Source organism: Desulfobacter vibrioformis DSM 8776, from assembly GCF_000745975.1.
Lineage (GTDB): Bacteria > Desulfobacterota > Desulfobacteria > Desulfobacterales > Desulfobacteraceae > Desulfobacter > Desulfobacter vibrioformis.
Genome location: NZ_KN050796.1, coordinates 139,831 through 162,325, shown reverse-complemented (window position 1 = coordinate 162,325; position 22,495 = coordinate 139,831). Strand labels below are relative to the sequence as shown.

8 protein-coding genes are annotated in these 22,495 nt (G+C 49.1%); 4 read left to right on the top strand and 4 right to left on the bottom strand.

The annotated features are described in order from the left end of the window. Positions 1–13: 13 nt before the first annotated feature. The 4 genes from Q366_RS19850 to Q366_RS19825 all read right to left on the bottom strand — a co-directional run bounded on the left by Q366_RS19850 (position 14) and on the right by Q366_RS19825 (position 17,044). Positions 14–1,144: a class I SAM-dependent methyltransferase gene (locus Q366_RS19850; RefSeq protein ID WP_035242663.1), complete on the bottom strand. Its 1,131-nt coding sequence runs from the start codon at positions 1,142–1,144 to the stop codon at positions 14–16. Next, positions 1,141–2,241, bottom strand: coding sequence for a saccharopine dehydrogenase NADP-binding domain-containing protein (locus Q366_RS19845; protein WP_035242661.1), 1,101 nt, complete (start codon positions 2,239–2,241; stop codon positions 1,141–1,143). The genes Q366_RS19850 and Q366_RS19845 overlap by 4 nt, the downstream gene beginning before the upstream one ends. Then, on the bottom strand, positions 2,238–16,394 hold the full coding sequence (locus Q366_RS20615; protein WP_051958184.1) for a hybrid non-ribosomal peptide synthetase/type I polyketide synthase: 14,157 nt from the start codon (positions 16,392–16,394) through the stop codon (positions 2,238–2,240). The genes Q366_RS19845 and Q366_RS20615 overlap by 4 nt, the downstream gene beginning before the upstream one ends. A gap of 62 nt (positions 16,395–16,456) precedes the next feature. Next, a complete protein-coding gene (locus Q366_RS19825) occupies positions 16,457–17,044 on the bottom strand; it encodes a transcription termination/antitermination NusG family protein (protein ID WP_035242659.1) in 588 nt (195 codons plus the stop codon). Between the two features lie 681 nt (positions 17,045–17,725). Here Q366_RS19825 and Q366_RS19820 point away from each other — a divergent pair. The 4 genes from Q366_RS19820 to Q366_RS19805 are packed head-to-tail and all read left to right on the top strand — an operon-like array spanning position 17,726 to position 22,486. Continuing rightward, entirely contained in the window at positions 17,726–18,547 is an 822-nt protein-coding gene (locus Q366_RS19820) for an outer membrane lipoprotein-sorting protein (protein ID WP_035242657.1), read from the top strand. Then, positions 18,544–19,755 (top strand): DUF1302 family protein, encoded by a 1,212-nt coding sequence (locus tag Q366_RS19815; protein WP_035242655.1) that lies wholly within the window; start codon positions 18,544–18,546, stop codon positions 19,753–19,755. Before Q366_RS19820 ends, Q366_RS19815 begins: the two co-directional genes overlap by 4 nt. A gap of 11 nt (positions 19,756–19,766) precedes the next feature. Next, a complete protein-coding gene (locus tag Q366_RS19810; RefSeq protein WP_051958189.1) occupies positions 19,767–22,157 on the top strand; it encodes an efflux RND transporter permease subunit in 2,391 nt (796 codons plus the stop codon). Further along, a complete protein-coding gene (locus tag Q366_RS19805; RefSeq protein ID WP_035242654.1) occupies positions 22,154–22,486 on the top strand; it encodes a hypothetical protein in 333 nt (110 codons plus the stop codon). Before Q366_RS19810 ends, Q366_RS19805 begins: the two co-directional genes overlap by 4 nt. The last annotated feature ends 9 nt before the right edge of the window (positions 22,487–22,495 follow it).

Sequence of the window (22,495 nt, the reverse complement as noted above, 5' to 3'; positions counted from 1 at the left end):
TACAATCCCAACTTCAGTGAAAGCGTTTTGCAAATAAATGAACTCCCATGGGAGATAGTTTATGTTTCAAATCAGGTAAAAAAAGAATTGATTCATCGCCATATTCCTTTAACAGGTTAATCCATGCCTCCCTGTCCAAATAAGAGGTTTCAGTCCTCAAACTGTCAGTGGGTTCAGTCATCATAAATGCCTGCGATGCCAGTATCCATGAGTGTTCCTTTGTGGGTTCAGTAAACACAAACCACCCTCCCGGACAAATAAGCTCCGCGACCCTGTTCATGGATTCAGGAATATCCCGGGCGTTTTCCAACACGCCTGCCGCAAGTACAATGTCAAAACTGTTAGGCGTCAAGCCTTGGGTTCGAAGATCTTCATCAATGTTAAAAACACTGAAATGTATCCCATGAAATGTATCAAAACGTGATTTTGCCCTTGTAACAAAAGCAGAAGCGACATCAGTAAATAAATATTGTATTTCAAAGCTTTCAAGTGCCTTTAAAACCTTTTCCGTAGTGGCTCCCGTGCCTGCACCGATCTCCAAAATTCTTAAAACTTTGCCTTTGTGATCTCCGGCAATGCGTTGTAAGAGTTTGCAAATACAACGATTAAGATAGTTTGCCATTAAATTATCAAAGTACAAAGACCGGATAAAATTGTATCTTCCATCGGGGAAAAGCAGTGATAAAGGGTGTATTTGCTCGCCCAGCAGCTCTGGCAGTTTTTCGGTATTACTTCGTACGTAAGCTGTAAATTCGGGGGAGATTTTATTTGTCCATATATCATCTGCCCCAGCCCAAAATTGAGCGATTATTTCCCCATTTGTTTTCTTAGGACAGCTAAGGTGGCCTTCGGGCGATTCCAATAACAGCCCGGCTTCCGTTAATTTGATGATCCAGCGTTGAACTAACCAGTTAAATTTGGGGGAGATTTTGCCCTTTTCCAAAACAGCCTCAAAAGCGTGTTTTTCGTCTTTATCGAACAGCCCGAATTTGAGTAACGCATGGAGCATTGAGTGTAAAACGGCACTATCAAGATTTGTCATTGCAGATTCAATTTCTTCTCTGCTGAGGTGATCTGCGATACTGTCTGCGGATGCGTCGATACCTTCTACTATCCTGTCGAATTTTTCCTTGTCCCAAGTCATATTTCACCTTCGATTTCCTGTGATAGCTCACTGATTGAACAATCAAAAACATCTAACTGACTTATAATTTCAGTTTCCGATAAGCGGGGAATCAGCGCACCTGGATTTGAAATTGCTGAAACAGGGCATATATCGAACGAAAGTTCTTTGCTCAGCAGGGCTATGCCTGCCACGGCAGCCACAGCACCGGTTAATTCGCAGGCCCCCGTTGCCTGTAACACCAGAGTTCGCGTCAATGGGTTACCCTGTTTAATCCCTTCAAGCTGTATAAGATAATTAAAATATGTTTGACGTCCTGCGGCATCCAATTGGCTTGCGGAGCATAAACGCTTTATCGCACCCTTTGTATCTGCATAAAATTGGCCTGAAATGCCTTCCAGAGCGGCTGACATCCGCTCTCCGGCAGTTCCCATATACCACTGGCCGTTAATGAGTGATAATTGCCTTGCCACAAATTCGGTTTCAGTGTCAAAATAAGGGTGCAGCGTTACCTCATCCCGGAAAAAAGGTAACGCAACGCAAGTTTCCCTCTTTAAGGCAAAAGGACGGCACGCACCGTCCTTCCATGCAGATAGGGGCGGCTTTGGCTTATCAAAAACACCGAAAAGATAATCTTCAGCACCGGACAGGGTAAACTGGTCCAGGCCGCCTGAATAGGCAGTCAAATCGGTTACATTATCAAAAGAACCGGCAAGCCAGCGCGGCAGTATGCCTGATAAACCTGGTAGGGCACCTGCACTGTGGAGTACTGCTGAACCATGAAAAGGAAGGGATATCTCCTCAATGCCTTTCTCTTCTCCGGCATCAACAAGGTGGCAATTATTGGAAAGACATATTTTCATCACTCTTGCCGTAGTTTTATGAGATGGCCCCACACAGTTAATAATCAGTTCACAGCCGGTTATAAATTTTTTCAGGCTGTCATCATTCTCAATATCAACTTCAATCCATTCAGCTTCCGGGAATTGGTTTATCAATGTCTGCCGATGTTTTTCAGGATTCCTGCCTCCAATCCTCAGCGGCCTGTTTCCCCACGCCTTTAGAACCCGGGCCGCTTGCAGTCCGGCCTTTCCGTAACCACCGATAATGCCGATCATATTTCGCCTTCCTCAACGTCAAGATTTTTTTCCAACTCTAATTTTTCTTCTATTTTTTGAGCAAGCCGCTCTACATTGGATTCTTCGAAAAATTCCTGCAATGACAATTCCACGGGGTATGATTTTTTAAGAAGATTCATACACTGGATTGCCTTTAGGGAATCCCCTCCCAATTCGAAAAAATTATCATGGATGCCGATCTTTATATTACCAAGAATCTTTTTTAGAACACGAACAATGTTTATCTGTACTTCAGTGGAAGGTGCGACATAGGTTTTTTCGCAAATGGGTCCAATTTTTTCCCCTAATTTTGCAAGGGCGTTTCTGTCTATTTTCATATTTGCTGAAAGCGGTAATTTGTCCAGCAGCATAAATCTTGCCGGCACCATGTAACCGGGAAGCGTTTGCCGTAAAGCCGAGCCTATTTGGGAAGGATCAAATATTCTAACCTTTTCCGGTGCCTGGGCCATTATCAGGTGTTGCCCAAAAATTTCTGCGGCTTGACCCGCTTCGGGGAGCACCATTATTTTTGAAAAACCTGTTTCTTCAAGAAGCGTATGCCACTTTTCTGCCGAAATAAGCGGAAGCTTTCTTTTTCTTCTTTCATCTTCAAAATTGGAGAATCCGTCCTCAAAAAAACCGACTGTTATCTGCATCAGGGGATTGTTCCGGGTCGGTTCTATCAGCAGCAGAACGCCTCCTGGAGCCAGCAAATTTTTCACATATTTCAGGGTTTTTCCCAGATGCCTTGCCCTGTGCAGCGTTTTGTCCGCAATAATCACATCAAATGCATGGAGCTGATATCCCTGGGCCTCTGGCGCTTTGTTCATATCCAGGACACCTGATTCGAACAAAGGTGTTTCTCCCACCATTTGTTTTACCTTGTCTGTGAAAACAGTGGATTCGTCCGTATATAGGTAAGAGCCTTGCTGTGCCGGCAACAAAGATAAGAACGTTTTGGTGAGGGAGCCGGCCCTTGTACCCATTTCCAATACGCGCACCGGCTTATCCGATGAAAAAGAATCAATAATGGCCCTGAATATGAGGCCGGCCAAATTGTGGTAATATTCCCGGCCCGGAGCAATGGCTGCCAATTGTTCGGCTGCCAGGAACGAATCCTGGTTCAGCAGTACTTCAAAAGGGTCAATATTGCCCTTTAGCAGATCTGTGTATGTGGAGATATGTTGTTTGAAAGAGGCGTTCAGCGTTATCAACTTTTCTGGCAGCGTTGACGGGTTGGGATAGTTTATTTCATCCAGGGGCCGGCTGTTCAAATAACGTCCGGCTTCGGTCTTTTTCAAAACGTCTTTCTCTTGCATGAGATCAAGCCAGTGGCAGAGCAGGATTTGAAAACGGGGCTCAATTCCAAATCCATTCACCAGTTCACCAATGGTATATTCTTCCCCTTGGCTTGAAAATATCCCCATTTTTTGCAGGATTTGGCACATTACGCCAACGCTTATATCTTCCAAGGCATTAAAAAAGGCGGGGACAGTCTCTATTTTTATGGAATCAGGAATTTGGGGTGCCTGTTCCAGCCCGACTTTTTGTACAGAGTGCCAGAGCGCAGCACATCTTTCCGGATCCGCCTGATTGAATTCAAATAAAACGCTGTTTTTATCACCATTGGCAGTTACATAGCATACCAGTTGTTTTTCTTTTCCGGTTCCATTGGTCGGGATAACTACAGTTTCACCTATGCCGGGAAGTTGCTTTATGGCAGTTTCAATTTCGCCGCATTCAATTCGATATCCATTTATCTTTACCTGAAAGTCTTTTCTGCCCAGAAATTCTATGCTGCCGTCCGGCAGATATCGGCCTATATCACCGGTTTCATATAACCGTTCACCTTTTTGGGGGCAAACAATAAATTTATTTAAGGTCTTTTCATCATCTCTCCAGTATCCCTTTGCCAGTCCAAGCCCTGTAATAAAAAGCTGGCCTGGAACCCAATCCGGGCAGTCTTCCATATATTCATTGAGCACGTGATAGCGTTGGTTAATCATGGGATAGCCATAGGGAATGCTCTTCCAATCCGGATCAACTTGCTCAATTTGATATAAATTGGACCATATGGATGCTTCTGTGGCGCCACCCAGGCCGATTACCCGAACCCCATTGAAACAACGTTTAATTTTGTCGGGCAGATCCACGGGTATCCAGTCGCCGCTTAGGAGAATTAACCTTAAAGATTGCTGAACAGCGCATGGATCATCCGTTAGATATTCCATAAGCATCTGCATTAATGTTGGCACTGAATTCCAGACCGTAATCTCTTTGTTTCGTATCAAATTCAGCAGGTGACCAGGCTCCCGGGTTTTATCAGTATCCGGCAATACAATGGTCCCCCCAGCAGCCAGTGTTCCAAAAATGTCATATACCGAAAGATCAAAATTCAGGTTGGAAACGGCAAGGGTTTTATCCCCGGGACCCAATTCAAAGCGCTGGTTAATGTCCAGGATCGTATTAACTGCGCCTCTATGGGATATCATTACGCCTTTGGGAAAACCTGTGGATCCGGACGTATAGATAACGTAGGCCAGATCATCGGGTCCTTGGACAGGTTTTGAAAAAGGCATTTCCTGATTGATTAACGATAGGGTATCCACACAAATACGAGTGACATCCTTGGGCCATTGCAGGTTTTCATCCAGCCATGAATGGGTCAGGACCAGGCCAACCTCTCCGTCTGCCAGCAGGTGCCAAATACGCTCTTTGGGTAAATCAGGATCAATCGGAAGGTATGCCGCGCCGGAATTGAGAACACCCAACACCGCTGCTATCTGCTCCCAGCCCTTTTTCATGGATACCGCAACCAGCCGGTTGGGTTCAGCGCCTTTTTTCCGTAACAGAGAACCGATGAAATTGGCATAGCCGGACAATTCAGCATAGCTTAAGGTTCGGTTTGAGCACTGCACGGCAGGATGGTTGGGGGAACGGGAAGCCTGATGATAAAACAGGGTATGAAGCATCTCAGAGGAGACATGCGCATCGGTGGCATTGGCTGCTGCTCTTTTTTCAAGCTGGGCCGGGGGTATAAAGCGAATAATCTTTTTGTGCCAGACCTCATCATCTGTGGCCAGTTTTTCTAAAAAGCTGCAATAAGCCAAAAACATATCGTCTAATAAATATTCAGGGAAAAGTTCTTCCACAGCGTCCCAGTTGAACACAAGTGCGCCATCCTGTTCCATAACCTGGTGATCCAGCCAGACTTGGGGCGTTTGGGAGACGCCAAAGACGATATCCCCAAAGCGGTTTATGGCCGAGGCGTCCATGGCATTATCCATGCTCAGTGCGCTGGTAAACACGACCGGAAAGACGGCTTTATTCGGTTTTCCTTGCTGGCGGGCGAACTCACGCATGACCTCAAGCCCGCCGAAATGGCGGTGGTCGAGATCATGCAGCAACTGTTGCTGTGTTGCCCGAGCCCTTTTTACAAAACTTTGTGTCTGGGCATCCGACACCGCCAGCGGTATCAAAGAGGTGAAGTCTCCCACGATTTCATTTACCTGGGGGTGAAGGGGTAACCGGTTAAACAAGGTGACATTGAGTGTTATTCCGGGCGTTTTGCTCCAGACCCGCAGCACCTCGGCATAGGCAGAAATAAGCAGGCTGGAAGGAGTGAGCCGGTTCGTTTTCGCCCGTTGTTTTAGTTTTCCCCACAACCGGGCGGAAAGATCAGCCGATCTCCTTTTAAACCAGGGTTTTGTCACAGCATCCGGATTGACTGCCAGGGGCAGATCCGGTGCCTGGGGCAGGGTTGCCAATTTTTTGAGCCAGTATTCCCTATCCCGGTGGTATTGGGATGAATTGAAAACATCCTTTTCGGCCATTACATAATCCCTGAAGGTTATCTCCAATGGCCGGGGCTTCAAATCGGGATTTTCCAAAAGCCGATGCCACTCGTTGAACATGGAAAACACGCTCCAGGCGTCTGCAATTAAAGCGTCCATGCTGAAATGAAGCCGAATGTGCCCGTTAGTTAAACGGGTCGCCCGAATATCGAACAGTGGCCATGATCCGGCCGGGATCACTTGGTGCGACATCTCTTGGCGAACTGCCAGCAGGTATTTTTCGGGTTCTGTCTCTTCTTTCAGGTCCCGGATCTTAAAATCATATGCCCGAACAGATTCCATGACCCGCTGGGTTCCATCGGGAAGAATCACCGCCCGCAACATATCATGCCGCTCAATGAGTTGACGCCAGGCGCTATTCAGCCTGTCCAGATCCATTTTCCGGCTCTCAAGTTCAATATAAAAATGAGTTGCTACATTTCCCAGCTCAAAGGCATTGCTCCTGCCAATCCAGTAAGCCTGCTGGATATCGGTCAGCGGAAAGGGATCATGGCGGCAATCGGGATCAAGCTTAATCCTGGAATCCTTTTGCCGTATGTCTTGCTCGGCAACAGCATCGGTATCCATGAGGGTTTGAATATGGTCGGCAAGCTCTTCCAGGTCAGCGGCTTCAAAGAGAGCGGACAGCGGGAACTCCACCCCCAGTTTTTTGCGTACCCGCGTGGTCAAGCGCACCGCTGTCAGAGAATCCCCGCCTAAATCTATAAAGCTATCATGGAGGCTCACCTGTTCGGATTTAAGCACCTGGGCAAAGAGATCGGCCAAGGTTTTCTGCAAAGCGGTTTCAGGTGGGACGAATTTTGCCTGATCCTCTGTTTCCAAAATCCCAGGGGCAGGGAGGGCGTTTCGGTCCACCTTGCCGTTGGGACTGAGCGGCAGTGTTTTAAGCAATAGAATGCTGGACGGAATCATGTACCCCGGCAGCTTTTGTTTTAGAAACCTGCGGATGCCTGAACTTGTCACCTCGGGTTCCAGGGAAAGTGCGGGCATGGCCTGCCCGGACTCAGAGAGAAAGGTCCAGCCGGAGGTCTGGCATATTTTACCGCCCAACAGGCAATGAAAATATTCATGACTCTCCTTGAGCCGGAACAAATGCCTGACACTTTCAAAATCAATCTCACCGATCTGGCATAGTCCGATCTGGTAACCAAAGCAGGACGATTCCAGAAGCTGTGTCATTAATCCGGACTCGATCAGGCAGAATTCCCGGGAACGGCTACCGTACATGGGACGAACCGTATCCATATCCGCAATAAAAAATATGGCAAATCCGGCCTCTTCAAAAATCGTGTCATTTCCCGGCGGAAAAACTGCCTTTTGAATATCAGGTGTGTTACAAATCGACTCCAGGCTGTGTTCCAGGGGATGATAGTAATACACCCCCCCAGAAAGCCCATCAATACGGTCATCCTTGACGTAGACATAGGTCTGCACGGGGTATATTCCCCCTGCGGAACCGAACTGGTATCTGGGAAACGGAATCTCCGGGAATTCCCCCCCCAAAAGAGAACTGAGGAAACCTGAAAAATTATCCATGGAGATGGCTGATTTCTCAAAATTCCTGTAACTTAGCCGACTGGACAGCAACTTTACCATGGTATCCCGGTTTGGTTTTACAAATTTTACAATCTGCCCGCCAATATCCCGGCGCAGGGGATATTTTTTCATTTTAAATTCAAGCCGTTCAACAGGATCCGTCAGGACGGCGCCACCGGAACCAACCAGTCCGGAATCTCCGGACAAATTCCTATCCCAAGTTTCAGCACGCGCTTTCAATCCCTCGGGGACGATATATCCAGCCAGTTTCCGTTCGCCGTTCGGGTGCTCTTTAACTGAAACAACAGCATTGTTTACACCGGGATGCTGTTTCATGGCGACCTCAATCTCTCCGAGTTCAACGCGGTGCCCCCGAATTTTGACCTGAAAATCATTGCGGCCAATAATCTGGATGTTACCTTCCGGCAGAAAGCAGCCGATGTCCCCGGTCCGGTAGAGGCGTTCACCGGTCACCGGGTGGGTGACAAAGGCAGCCGCCGTTTTTTCACTATCCTTCCAATACCCTTCTGCAAGTCCTACTCCGCCGATATACAGATCTGCGGCCACATGGTCAGGGCAATCCTTCCAAAAGCGGTCCAGCACATAAAATTTTTGATTGGCCATGGGCTTGCCATATGGAATGCGTGATCGTTTTGAATCTGTCTTATTGATGGGATGCAGGATTGACCATATTGAAGCCTCAGTTGCGCCGCCAAGGCTGATTATTTCAGCATCAGGAGCCAGGTTCCGAATTCGATCCGGTAACTCTGGCGGTATCCTATCTCCGCTCATCAGCACCAAACGCAATGAAGGGGGGATGACCTTGCCGGTTCGACCAGAGCCGTATTCGCATAACATTTGCATTAAGGCCGGGGCTGAATTCCATATGGTTACTTTTTCACGCATCATGAGTTCGGACCAGTGATGCGGGTCCCGGACACCTGCGGCATCGGGAATCACAATGGTGCCTCCGGCAGCCAGGGTGCCGAAAACATCATAGACTGACAGGTCGAAACTCAGGGAAGACAAGGCAAGCACCAGGTCCCTGGAACCGACAGCAAAACGCCGGTTCACATCCAGCAGGGTGTTTACCGCTCCCCGGTGAGTGATCATGACCCCCTTGGGCTTCCCGGTGGAGCCGGAGGTGTAGATCACATAGGCCAGGTCATCAGCAGATCCTGACGATACTGGCGTATCCGAACATTCAGGCACCGTATCCGCAGTAATAATTTGGGTTTCCCCAGGCCAGTCAATCTGGTCGGCAATTTGTGACTGGGTGAGCACCAGATCGACCTCTCCCTCTTTGAGCAGGTAATGGAGACGTTCCGGTGGAAGGTCCGAATCCAGTGGCATGTAGACAGCGCCTGCCATGAGTATTCCGGTGACGGCAACCACTTGCTCCCATCCCTTTTCCATGACCACGCCAACTAAACAATTGGGTCTGGCTCCCCTTTCCAGGAGAAGATGGGCAATGCCGCTGGCCCGGCGCTTAAGGGAATTGTAGCTGAGGCGCTTGCCGGAGGTGATCACAGCCGGATGATCCGGCTGTTCGGCAGCCATTGACAGGAAAAGGGTATGGAGCATTTCCGATGACACTGGAACATGGGTTTCGTTATACAGAGCACGCATTTTCTGCTGGGCAGCCGGCATCATATGCGGGCGTTTTTTCTCCCATTCATCCTGGTCTTCAGCCAGTTGCGCCAACCAGCAAGTATACGCGTTAAACATATCTTCCAGTACACCTTCGGGAAAAAGGCCTTCAACCGCATCCCAGTTGTATACCAATGCTCCGTCCTGGTCGAAAACCTGGTGATCCAGCCAAACCTGGGGGGTCTGTGAGATGCAGTATTTCAGTTCAGCGTCAAGGTCTGCGGGCAGGCCGATGGCTGTTTTATCGTCATTTCCCGAGCTGTAGGGCAGCACACTGGTAAAGACCACCGGAAAACCGACCGCGTCTCCATTTTTTTTAGCCATCTGCCGTATCACTTCAATTCCGGAAACAAATCGGTGTTCTAAATCCTGCCAAAGTTGTTTTTGTATATATCCTGCACGTTCCCTGAAATTGATTCCCCTTTCATTGTCCACTTCCAACAGTGTAAGTGTGGTAAAATCTCCCACGATATCCATTACCTGCGGGTGCAGAGGAAGGCGATTAAACATAGTCAGATTGATCGTAAATCGGGAATCTTTACTCCATACCGCCAGGATCTCCGAAAAGGCCGCAAGCAATACACCTGAAGGGGTCAATCCCGCATTGGCCGCCCGTTTCTTTAAACGGTTCCACACCTCTTTATCCAGCCGGGACTTAAGTCGGATAAAACGGTGATTTTTGATCCGGTTCGGTGACTTGGCAATTGGAAGGGCCGGCGCAGGCGGCAGATCGTTGATCCGATTTTGCCAATAGTTCAGAGACGCCTGATATTGATCAGTCCCGTTTATTTTTTGCTGCGCTATTACGTAATCCCTGAATGAAAGCGTCAAGGGAGGAAGTTTTACTTCGGGATTTAAATAATATTCATGAAGATCGCGGATCAAAATGTTAAAACTCCAGCCATCACCGATGAGAAGATCAAAACTGATATGAAGGCGCGTCATGCCGCCGTCGAGCAATGACGCCCTGATCTCGAACAGGGGGCCGGTTTCAGAAGGAAGAATCTGCTGGGACATCTGGTTCCGATAGTCTTCAATCCGGAGTTTGACTTCATCTGATGACTTTTCCCTCAGATCTTGAACCTCTATTTTGTATGGCGATACGGCTGGAAGAATTTTCTGGCGCCCATCGGGCAGGATCACAGCCCTGAGCATTTCGTGCCGTTTGACTAAAAGGTTCACCGCATGTTCAAGTTTTTCAATATCCAGGCCGGCTATCTCAACCTCCGGATAAACGTGGCAGGAAACCCCGCCCAAATCAAACTTGCCGCTTCTGCCGATCCAGTATGCGTGCTGAACATCGGTTAGTGCAAACGGCAGGTTTCGTTGCTCAAAAGCCGGATCAATCCGGGGCAATTGTGGCACATCAGGAACAGTTTTTTGATTTTCGGATGATTTCAAACGATCAAGAACCATGGCAGTCAGGCGGGAAACAGAGGTATCTCCTAAAAACTGCGTCATGGACAGTTCAACGGCAAAATCCTGGCAGACCTGCTTCCTTAGCTCCAAGACCATCAGTGAATCAAGTCCCAGTGATATGAAAGGACTGTGGATATCCACCTGTTCGTCGCCATGAAGCCAGAGGACCTGGGCCACATGATTGCAGATATGATCTTCAATGATCTTTGGGCGGTCTTCGGCAGCGGCCTGCCGGATCTTTGCCGGAATGCTGCCCGGCTCTTCCGTGGCGGTTTGGCTTTGGGAGATATCGTCTTGGGATTGGGAAAGCAGCTTTTTGTAAAACGGGTTCCCTTCGCCATGGGGATGGTTCCTTAGATAGTGCTGCCAGTTGATTTTTGCCACTCCGGCCTGGGCAGGTTTGTGGATCAACAGTCTTCCCAGTACGGAAAACCCCATGTCAGCATCCAGCATGTCAAACCCCCTTGCAGTCCATCTGCCTTTTTCGGCCTTGGAAAGCTTTTGGGCCATGCCTGCCTGTGAAAACGGGCCCCAGTTGATGCTTATTGCAGGTAATCCCATTGATTTGCGATAGTGTGACAGGCTGTCCATGAAGGCATTTGCGGCGGAGTAATTACCCTGACCGGGTGATCCCATCAGGGATGCAACCGAGGAAAAAAGGACGAAAAATTCCAGCTCCATTCCGGCGGTCAGTTGATGCAAATGCCATGCGCCCAGTATTTTAGCAGCCATGACATTTTCAAAACGATCCCACTTTTGCTGGTACAGTGCGCCGTCATCAAGCACGCCGGCCAAGTGAAAAACGCCCCGCAACCCAGGCAGATTTTCCTTAATTTCATCAAAAATTCCGGCCAGTTCATCCAACCGGGTAACATCGGCCTGCATCAATTTTATGCGGTTGCTTTTAGATACCAATTCGTCTGGTAATTTTTCCATGGAAAACGGCCTTTTTCCCACAAGCACCACATGGGCTTTTTGTCCCTTGGCCAGCCAGGCCGCCAATTTCAAACCCAGGCCGCCTGTTCCTCCGGTGATCAGATAGGTCCCGGGTTGCAGGGCCGTTGCCGGATCAAAGGCTTTGGCCTGGGGTTTCATCCGCAAAAGCCGTGCCGAATAGGATTTGCCGTTGCGAAAGGACAGATACCTGTCCGGCCCCGGGATCCGGATGTGGTTCAATAGCTGTGAAATATTATCCTGATTTGGATCCGGATCCAGGTCCACGACACCTCCGTGCAGGTCCGGATGCTCAAGTTCCATGGTCTTGTGCAGCCCCCATACCGGAGACTGGGCCGGATTGAGCTGATCCCCGGAAAGCACAGCCTGGGTTCCCCGGGTAACCGTCCACAGAGCCGGGAGTTGATGAAAACCCAACCGGGTCATGGCCTGGATTAAATGCAGCGTGGTTGCACATCCAAGGCATTGATCCGCCATTATTGATTCCCCGGACCAGGCGTCCTGTGCTGTTGCTGTCTGGGGCCAAAGATTGATGAATCCCCCAAGGGTTAACGTCTGCTCTTCGGTCAATTGATCAAGAAGCCGGGAAAAATCCTCCGGATGTTCGGGGTTGACGCTGAATTCATTGTGCCCTGTTTGCTCGAACGAGGCTCCCGGGACTACCACACCGCCCAGGATTCCTTTTTTTTCAAGGGCCGCTGCCAGCTGATCAGCGATATTTGTGCGATTCCCAAGAACGATCCATCTGCCTTCCAGCGATGAATTTTCAAGCGCTTCCGGCACAGTGGCCGGTTGCCAATGGAGCTCATACATCAGATCCCTTTGAATTTCTGTAATTCCGCCGATCAATGCATGTTTGGGTGCCCGTTTCAGGTGGACACCCTCTGCCCGGGCAATGGTCTGCCCCTGATCCGTGAACAGGCGATAATCCACCAAAACCAGTTCCCCGCCGGATTTTTGTTCCCGTATTTTCATATGGCAATAGCGCTTGCCAGGAGCGTTTTGGTAAAACCGGAAGCGATCATAGCCAAGAAACATATATGCATTGTCTTCATCTTTATCAAAACAGGCAAAGCCAAGCTGCACACATGAATCAATGAGCCCTGGGGCAACCAGACCGTGTGTGAAATTTTCATTGTCTTCGGGTTCCCGAAGCTGTGCAAACGCCCCGTCATCACCTTTGCGGATTTTGCAAAGCCATTTGAAATGGCCTTTAAGCTGTAGCCCGCTATTCCATATGCCCTGGTAAAAATCCTCCGAATCAATCTGTTCCGGGCATTGTTCCTTTATTTCATCAATGTTTAAGATCGCTGGTTCCTCAATGGCATGCCCGACCGGATATAGGCAGATGCGGCCATATGCATTCTCTTTCCACGGTCCCCGGTCCCCTGCCGGGTCCTCTTTCAGTGTGGAATGAATTTTGAAATTAAAGTTTTGGCCATCTTCGGGGTGAAATATGACTTGAATAACGGCGATGCCGGACTCCGGGATGAAAAGCGGATTCATAACAACCATATCTGTGACGCAGATCGATCCTTTGTCGGACATATCCTTCATGGCAGACAGGACCATGCTAAGCAGAGTTGAACCGGACATGACTGCATGGCCATAAACCCTGTGGTCGCTTGCATAGAATGAACTGGCTTCGCATTCATAGGCGTAAATCGTGTAATCCAGCGGTGATTCTATCTTTTTTCCCCATTGTGGATGAAACGGTTCTTTTGCTGGCAAACGCTCGGGCTCTATTGAAGACGTGGTCTTATGCTTGATTTCACTGTACCAGTATCGCCGGCGTTGAAAGGGATATGTGGGCAACTGGACAAAAGGACTTGTGTTATAATGATTAAACGCCTGCCAATCAATTTGTGCTCCTTTGGTATACAGGTTTCCCAATGCGCCGGACAGGGTACGCCAATCGTGCTCATTTTTTCTTAAAGAGGGCAGGCAGGTCATCTCATCATCGGATAGAAAACTCTTCACCATACCGCTCAAAACCGGCTGGGGACCAATTTCCAGCGTTAAACGATAGTTGTTTTTATGAAGAAAGCGGACGCTTTGCTCGAATCGTACGGGGTGCCGGACATGCTTGCGCCAATAAGCGGGGTCGCACACTTCGTCTCTGGCCATTTCTCCGGTAAGGTTGGATACAAAGGGAATATCGGGAGTTGAGAAGGAAATTTGGGCGGCAATCTTTTCAAAAGAGTCGAGCATGGGCTCCATCAACGGAGAATGAAAGGCGTGGGAAACAGTCAGGGGCATCGCTTTAATCCCCTCCTGGTCCAGCTTGTCCACTATCCGGTCAATGCTGCCGGTCAAACCGGATATCACAACGTTTTCAGGGCCGTTTACGGCAGCAATGGAAACCATGCTGTTATTACCCATGGATAAAATTTTTGAAACTCGTTCAACGCCTGCAAACACGGCAGCCATTTTACCGTTTCGGGGTAGTGCCTGGATCAAGCGCCCCCGGGCTGCGATCAGCTTTAATCCATCCGATAGGCTGAAAATGCCTGCCAAGCAGGCCGCCGTATACTCTCCTACACTATGGCCCATTACAGCTGCCGGACCAATGCCCCATGCTTGCCACATGCACGCCAGCGCGTATTCCAGGGAAAATAGCGCGGGTTGGGTATAGGCGGTTTCATTAAGCAAGGAACCGTCTTCCCCGAAAATTATCGGCAGCAAAGGACGGTCCAGGTGTCCGGCCAGAATGTCGGAACATTGGTCCAGGGCTTTTTTGAAAACCGGCTGGCTTTTGTAAAGTGCGCGTCCCATGCCAGGATATTGGGCTCCCTGTCCGGTGAAAAGGAAAACGATTTCCGGCTGGGAGGATGAGCGGCGAGGGACGGGCATCATATCGGACCCTACAGGGTTGCCCCCATAATCTTTAAGTTGTTTGATTATTTCCTGTACAGAACGTCCTGTAATCGCAAGACGATGGGGAAAGTGAACTCGTCCGCTTTGGACGGTGCGGCATACGCTTTCCATATCCAGGCCCGGGTTTTTTTCCAGGTACTTCCCATACATATCCGCTATTTCCTTCAAGGCGGCGTCATTGGCCGCCGAAAGGGGCATCAGGTGTACTGGCGTCCCATGGCCTTGCTCCTGTTTTGGTATCTTTGGGGACGTTCTTGTTCGGGGAGCTTCCTGCAGAACAACGTGGGCGTTGACGCCTCCGAAACTAAACCCACTTACCCCGGCAATACGCGGCGATCCGTTGGATGATGGCCACGGTATGGGCTCTGTGGGAACGATCGCAGGTATGGCATCAAGGTCTATCAACGGATTTGGCTTCTTAAAATGAAGGTTGGGAGGGATCGTTTCATGCGCCAGGCTCAGGATGACTTTGATCACGCCGGCAATGCCGGCGGCCTGTTCCAGGTGGCCGATATTGCTTTTCACCGAACCGACGATCAACGGGTGCTTCCTGGAGCGCCCTTGGCCCAGCAGGGCTCCCAGGGCGTTCATTTCTATGGGATCGCCAATGGCTGTTCCTGTTCCGTGCGCTTCGATATAGCTGACGTCAGAGGGGGAGACGCCTGCATGCAAAAGCGCATTTTGAATCAGGGAGACTTGGGCTTGGCCGTTGGGAACAGTCAGTCCGTTGCTTTGGCCGTCCTGGTTGACATGACTGCCGCGTATCAGCGCCAATACGCGGTTGCCGTCGCGCACCGCGTCAGCGTAGCGTTTGAGCACAATCAAACCGCAACCTTCCGACCGAACATAGCCATTGGCCGAAGCGTCAAAGGTCTTACAGCGACCGTCCGGCGACATTAACCCGGCTTTGGAAAAAATGATCGTCATTTCCGGCGACAAGATGAGGTTTACACCGCCTGCCAATGCCAGATCGCAAGCGCCGCTCTTTAGATTTTTGCAGGCCAGATCCACTGTGACCAGGGAAGAGGAACAAGCTGTATCCACAGCTAAGCTAGGTCCGCGAAGCCCTAGAAAATAGGAGAGCCGGCTGGCTGCAATGGAGGTCGACACGCCGGTTCCGCTATACAGATCCAGCTGCTTGGTATCTTTAAATAATAACCGGCCATAATCGCTTCCGCTGATACCCACGAAAACCCCGGTATTGCCTCCACGAAGCATTGACGGATCAATACCCGCATTCTCCAGTGCTTCCCATCCCACCTCAAGGATCAAGCGCTGTTGCGGATCAATTGCCCGGGCCTCACGGGGAGAAATACCGAAAAATCCGGGATCAAATTGATCAATATCTGCTAAAAACCCCCCCCAGGGAGTGGTCATCTTTCCGGGAGCCGTCGGTTCCGGATCCAACAGATCATCAATATCCCATCTCTCCGCAGGCACTTGGGTGATCGCGTCCCCCCCTTCCTTTAGAAAACGCCAGAACTCTTCGGGCGTGCGACTTCCTCCGGGAAACCGCAATCCCATTCCCACCACGGCGACAGTTTCAGCCCAATCCGCCGATGCGTCCTCATGTTCAGTGAATAAAGTTTGAACCGGACTGCGGTATATTTGGGTGTCATCTTCCTGGTTTGTCTTAGTTCCTTTCTCCAGAAATGACGCCATAGCAGATATACTGGGATAATCAAAACCTATCGTCGCAGGCAGATTCCTTTGGATTTCGTTTGCAAGGCGGGCCGTGATGGTCACCAGATCCATTGATTTTATTCCCATGCGTGAAAAAGGGACTTCCGTATCGATCTCTTCGGGACGACGCCCGAGCGTTGAGGCAATCTCTTCAGCAAGGTATTGACGAACAGGCTTCATGTTTAGACTTCTCCTGTTGATGTTGATGGTGTATGCCCACGGGCGGTTAACCGCTCGTTGTATTAAATATTGGGAAGATGGCGAGACAAGATTTCAAGACCAAGGGACACGTCGAGCAACCGGTTCATGAATTCAATTCTGACCTTGGCCTTATTCTTTCGCTTATCAATAAAGAGAATTTTTCCTTTTAGCTGCTTCAAAGGCCCTTGTAGGATCATAATTTTTTCATTTTCCATAACAATCCCTTGGGATAATTCGATCACACCGTCCCCGCCTGTCACCTCAAAGAGAAATTTCATTTCGTTCTCGTTGGCTTCCAGGTATTTCCCGTTGGCCATTACCGGTTTGAAAACGATCCTGGAATTGGCCTTATCAAGCGCGTCCAATGATTCTGAAATATTTCTATAAACAAAGATATATCCAGGAAACAGCGGCAATTCTATAACCTGTTGAACCCCTTTGAGTTGATGGATGACCTTCCGGGTCGGAAGATAAAGATGGATTTTTTTTAAAAGAACCCGGAGGGTTACAACCAGTTTTTGTTCACACCCGGACAGGGTCTGGATGGCATACCAGTTTTGGTAATCAATGAAAGAGGGATCGTCTTTTCCAGGAAATTGCCTGGGGCATGCCCTTTCTGTTATTTTCATAATCAAAATTTATAATGGTGATATTTGGATGATTGGAAATTATCAAGCTGCCCGGGTTCAAAAAGAAAACTTGAACCGGGCAAAGCTTTGGGATAAGACCCGACACGTGCAGGAACCAGGGTCTTGATCAACATTCTGAAACATCAGCTGCTCTTTAGGCAGCCCTGTTCTATGGAACTTACAAAATATGGGACTTAGAAATACAAAGTAAAGTTAGCTATGTCAATCTTTTCTTTCAATTTATTTTTTTTTCTTGTTTCGTTGCGTTGGTTATTAATGATCAAGGCCTTGAACAATAACGTTTCCGGAAGGTTTTATTCGCTTCCAGGAACCTATGCTTCCTGTTTCATGACTGCGACTCAAGCTCCTTTGGGGGGCTTTGGGGAGTCTCTTAAGACGTAATAGTTTGTTTTTAATAATAGAAACTTCTATGGAAAACTATTTATTCTCTCAAGTAAAATCTTTAATTTTATATTAAGTTATGCCAAGTTAATTAAATCTCTATAGCAAAGAAATTTAGTTGCAAATAAAAATTATTTAAGATATGACCATTGCTAAAAAGAGCGATCCCACGCACTCGCATTGATTTTCGATCCGGGTATAAGCTCATGCCAAGTCATGTTAAAAATCCTGACATGTTATGATTTTTTAACTTTAACTATAACAATTTATGGAGGAGCCATGTTAAGCCACCCGAAAAAAAAACATGATTTGATTTCTTTAATCTGTTTTTTTTCTATTTTTATTCTTTTTTTAAGTCCTCTTATTAAAGGCAAGGCTGGCGCTGCCCCACTGACAGGCCGGGATATCATGGTCATGGTGGATGAGACCCCGGACGGGGATGACAAAAAATCCACCATTGAGATGGTGTTAATTAACCACCGGAACAAAAAACGGGTCCGGGAAATGTCCTCCTTCAGCAAAGACTACGGCAAGGATACCAAAAAGCTGATGGCCTTTAAAAAGCCCATGGATATTAAAGGCACATCCTTTTTGTCCTGGGAGTATGATGATCCGTCCAAGGATGATGACAAGTGGCTTTACATGCCGGCACTCAGAAAAGTCAGGCGCATTTCAGGGGCCTCCACCAATGACTACTTCATGGGATCGGATTTCACCTATGACGATATGGGGGACCGGAATGTGGACGAGGATGAACACACCCTTATCGGGGAAGAGACGGTGGACGGCCGTGTCTGCTGGAAGATCAAATCCGTACCCAGGGAAGATGATTCCCTTTATGATGAGAAAATCATCTGGGTCTCCAAAGAGGCCCATATAACGGTAAAGGGCGAATATTACGATGCCCAGGGCCTGATCAAGACCTATACCGTGGAAGAGTTGCGAAAGCACCAGGGCTTTTGGACCCTGTTCAAAACAAAGATGGAGAATCACCGGGAAAAACATATCACCCTGATGACCCTGTCTAATATTGAGTACAATACCGGTGTGGATGACGGATTTTTCAGCGTCAACACCATATCCCGGGGACATCTGCGGTGAACTTAATTTTTACGGCTATTTTCAGCCTGGCCGTGCTGCTTATGCAGGTTTTACCGGCTCCCCTGATGGCCATGGACACGGAGTTTTCCGGTTTTCTGGAAACCCGGCACAATGCCCAGGTCAAATCGCCAAATGATATTCTTGCCTCCGAAACCCTGGCCCGGCTGGAACTGACAGCCTGCCAGGGGAATTTTACAGGCTTTGGGGCTGTGAATCTGTCTGCCAACCACCTTCTGGAAGATGAGTCCGGGGTCAGCCTGCACGAAGGATACCTGGATTATGCCCTGGGCAGCGTAACCATCCGGGCCGGCCGCCAGATCATCATTTGGGGCCAGGCAGACGGCATCCGGATTGTGGACAATGTATCGCCCCTGGATTACGCCGAGACCATCACCCGGGATTTTGATGAAATGCGCATGGCCGTGGACGCCCTGAATCTCAAGTATGGGTCCGGGTGGGGGGATCTTCAATTGTTGTGGATTCCGGTTTATAAGTCCGGGGAACAGCCCTCCAAGGACAGCCCCTGGTACCTGGGCGGTTATGGGAACAACACGGTGCTGCCGGACAATGAACCCGACGATCCCCTTAAGGACAGTGAACTGGCATTGCGGTATACCCTGTACCTGTCCGGCATGGACCTGGCCTTTTCCTATTTTTACACCTGGAATGACTTTCCCTGTTACAAGCAATTGGGTACGGCCCTGGAACCGGTGTACGACCGGGTTCATATTCTGGGCGCTGAGTTTTCAAAACCCTTGGGAGAATTTGTTTATAGGGCTGAAGCAGCCTATTTTGCGGGCAGCCTGGTCCAGGGATATGGCAGCGATTATTTTACAGCACAAAAAGACCGGATCAAATGGCTCACCGGCCTGGACTGGTATCCCGGAAACGACTGGACCCTGTCCTGCCAGTATACCCAGGACCATATTCTGAATTCCGGTTCCGGCCTTATCGAAAGCGGGTGTGCCAAGACAGTGACATTCAATATCTCAAAAGATCTGTTCAGGGAAAAACTGACCCTGTCGGCTCTCGGATATATGGATATTGACGTAAAGGACCGCCTGGTCCGGCTGACAGCGGAATACCAGTTCATCGACAACCTGGAAGTTTTTCTGGGAACCGACATCTTTGCCGGGGACCGGACAGGTTCCTATGGCCGGTATAAAGACAATACCCAGGTCTGGACAAAGATAAAATACCATTTTTAATGGGATACATCATGATCAACATAAATAGAATCAATCAGATGTTTGAACAATTCGGCAGTTGGATCATCCGTCTGCGCTATGTGGTGGTGGCTGTGTTTATTCTGGCCCTGGTGTTCGGGGCTGCCGGTTTAAAAAGAATTCAAACCGATGCGGGCTGGGATAAATGGCTCTTGGACAGCTCAAAGCTGAAAATGGCTGAAGATGAGTTTAAGGAAATTTTCGGCAACAACGACTATGTGGGTGTGTTAGTTGAATCTGACCATATGTTTGATCCGGACACCCTGGCCCTGATCCGGGCCCTGGGCAATGAGCTGAAAACCCAAGTACCCTTTGCCGATGACATCATGTCCATCACTGACTGCGAATTTTCATTGGGCCATGAAGGGGGCATTGAAATTATTACGCCGGTGCCCGATCCGATCCCCCGGGATAGTGAAACACTTGCAGGTATCCGGGACCAGATCCTGGCTAAACAACTGCTCAACGGTAAATTGATCTCGGCAGACAGCCGGTTTTCATGGATTGTTTTAAGACTGACCCCTTACCCCGAAGGCTGGCGAAGCAAGGACAACAAATCCGCTGAGATGGTGGTGGGAAAAGTGGCCGCCACCATCATCCGCCAGGACAAGTATGGGTCCTTAAGTCCAAAATCATCGGGTATGCCCATCATCGCCCATGACAAAACAGCATTCTTTAAAAAAGAGATGTCCCGGACCATGGGGTTATCCCTGATCGTTTCCCTGGTTGTTCTGTCTCTGGCACTGCGTTCCATCAAGGGCATCACCATGACGGTTATTGTCACTGCCGGATCCGTGATCCTGACCTTCGGCATCCTGGGCTGGATCGGCAAGCCCATTGACGTTGCCATGATCATGGTGCCGCTGTATCTTGGCATTGCTGTGTCCATAGGGTACTCCATCCATATTTTTTCATTTTTCCAACGATATTTTCTTAACACCGGAAAAAGAAAAGAATCGGTCTGCATGGCCGTCAAAGAGACGGGGTGGCCCATTTTGTTCACGGCCCTGACCACGGTGGGGGCACTTTGCTCCTTTCACTTTGTGGATGTCAAACCCGTGCGTTGGATTGGGTCATCAACCTCTCTATTGGTCTCCATCGTTTTTCTCATGGTGGTCATCATGATCCCGGCCCTGCTCTCTTTTGGAAAGGATCAGGAGGTAAAACAGATCCGATTGCACTCCAATGCCCTGCTGGAGAGCCTGATGGCAAAACTTGCCAACCTGGTTCTGGCACGGCCGGTTCCCATCATGATTATATTTTTCCTGGCGATCCTGACGGCTGTGGCAGGGATGCGATATTTTGAGGTCAACTTTGATATCCGCAAGAATATGGGGCTTAAGGTGCCCTACGTCAACCGCCTGGATCAGGTGGGCAGTTCTCCTTTGGGCGGGCTTTATTCTTACAACCTGGTGGTGGAATTTCCCGACGGAAACATGGCCCGGGAACCTTCGAATTTAAAAAAGCTGAATCTGCTGGAACAGGAGGCCTTGGGCTTTCCTTTGACTAAAAAGATCTCGTCCATCACCGAAATCATCAAGGATATGAACCAGGTGCTTCACAATGGTGACCCTCAATTTTTCGCTATTCCCGACACCCGGGAAATGGTGGCCCAGATCATGCTCCTTTACGAAAATGCCGGGGGCCGGGAAGCGGAAAAATGGATTGATTACGAATACCGGCGCCTGCGCATGACTGTGGATATTAAGGACTATAACACTGTTGAGGCATACCGGGAACTTCATCAAATCACCGATAAAGCCCACGCGCTTTTCCCGGGGGCAACCGTGACCCTGGCCGGCTCCGTAGCTCAATTCACGGTGATGCAGGATATTGTATCCAAGGGCCAGCTCACTTCGTTTCTCATTGCCATCTGCGTGATTACAGGACTGATGGTCCTGGTTTTCGGCAGCCTTAAAATCGGCTTGATCGCCATGATTCCCAACATCACCCCGGCCCTGGCCGTAGGCGGACTCATGGGGTGGTTGCGGGTGCCCCTGGACATGATGACCATCACTATTATGCCCATGCTGTTAGGGCTTGCCGTGGACGACACCATCCATTTTATCAACCATGCCAAACTGGCCTTTGAACAGAAGCGTGAGTATGCTTACGCCATCCGCCATACGTTCAGCTCCATCGGTATTCCGCTTTTATTCACCTCCCTGATACTGGCTGCCAACTTCAGTGTCTACTTAAGCTCACCTGCCAAAGTGTTGTTTTTTATGGGTATTTTAACCGGGACAGGCCTCATGACAGCCCTGCTGTCCGATTATTTTGTCACCCCGGTTCTGCTCCGGGCCCTGAAGGCCTTTGGTCCGGAAACAATGCCCAGTCATGGCACACAGATCCAACACCATTTAAACAAGGAGGCAACCCAATGAAGAAACACATATCCACCCTGCTTGCAGGATTCATTGCTCTTCTGCTTGTCACAGGCCCGTCCTTTGGCCACAGCCTTTTCATGAATCTGACAGACAACGGGGACGGCACCGTGGCAGTGGAAGGCATGTTTTCCACTGGGGCCACCGCTGCAAACCTGCCCCTGTATCTGCTGGATAATAATGAAAAACAGATTTTAAAAATCAAACTGGATGAAAACGGGGAAGCCGAATTTACCATCCCGGACCAGCCTTATACCGTATTTCTGGATGGCGGCCCGGGACATACCGTACGTGAAGACGGACCCATGGGGTCTGAAAAAAAAGAATAATAACCCAAA

Excerpts from the sequence above, each read along its gene's own strand:
- Q366_RS20615 (WP_051958184.1), bottom strand. The coding sequence starts at position 16,394 with ATGAAGCCTGTTCGTCAATACCTTGCTGAAGAGATTGCCTCAACGCTC.
- Q366_RS19850 (WP_035242663.1), bottom strand. The coding sequence starts at position 1,144 with ATGACTTGGGACAAGGAAAAATTCGACAGGATAGTAGAAGGTATCGAC.
- Q366_RS19825 (WP_035242659.1), bottom strand. The coding sequence starts at position 17,044 with ATGAAAATAACAGAAAGGGCATGCCCCAGGCAATTTCCTGGAAAAGAC.
- Q366_RS19845 (WP_035242661.1), bottom strand. The coding sequence starts at position 2,241 with ATGATCGGCATTATCGGTGGTTACGGAAAGGCCGGACTGCAAGCGGCC.
- Q366_RS19820 (WP_035242657.1), top strand. The coding sequence starts at position 17,726 with ATGTTAAGCCACCCGAAAAAAAAACATGATTTGATTTCTTTAATCTGT.
- Q366_RS19810 (WP_051958189.1), top strand. The coding sequence starts at position 19,767 with ATGATCAACATAAATAGAATCAATCAGATGTTTGAACAATTCGGCAGT.
- Q366_RS19805 (WP_035242654.1), top strand. The coding sequence starts at position 22,154 with ATGAAGAAACACATATCCACCCTGCTTGCAGGATTCATTGCTCTTCTG.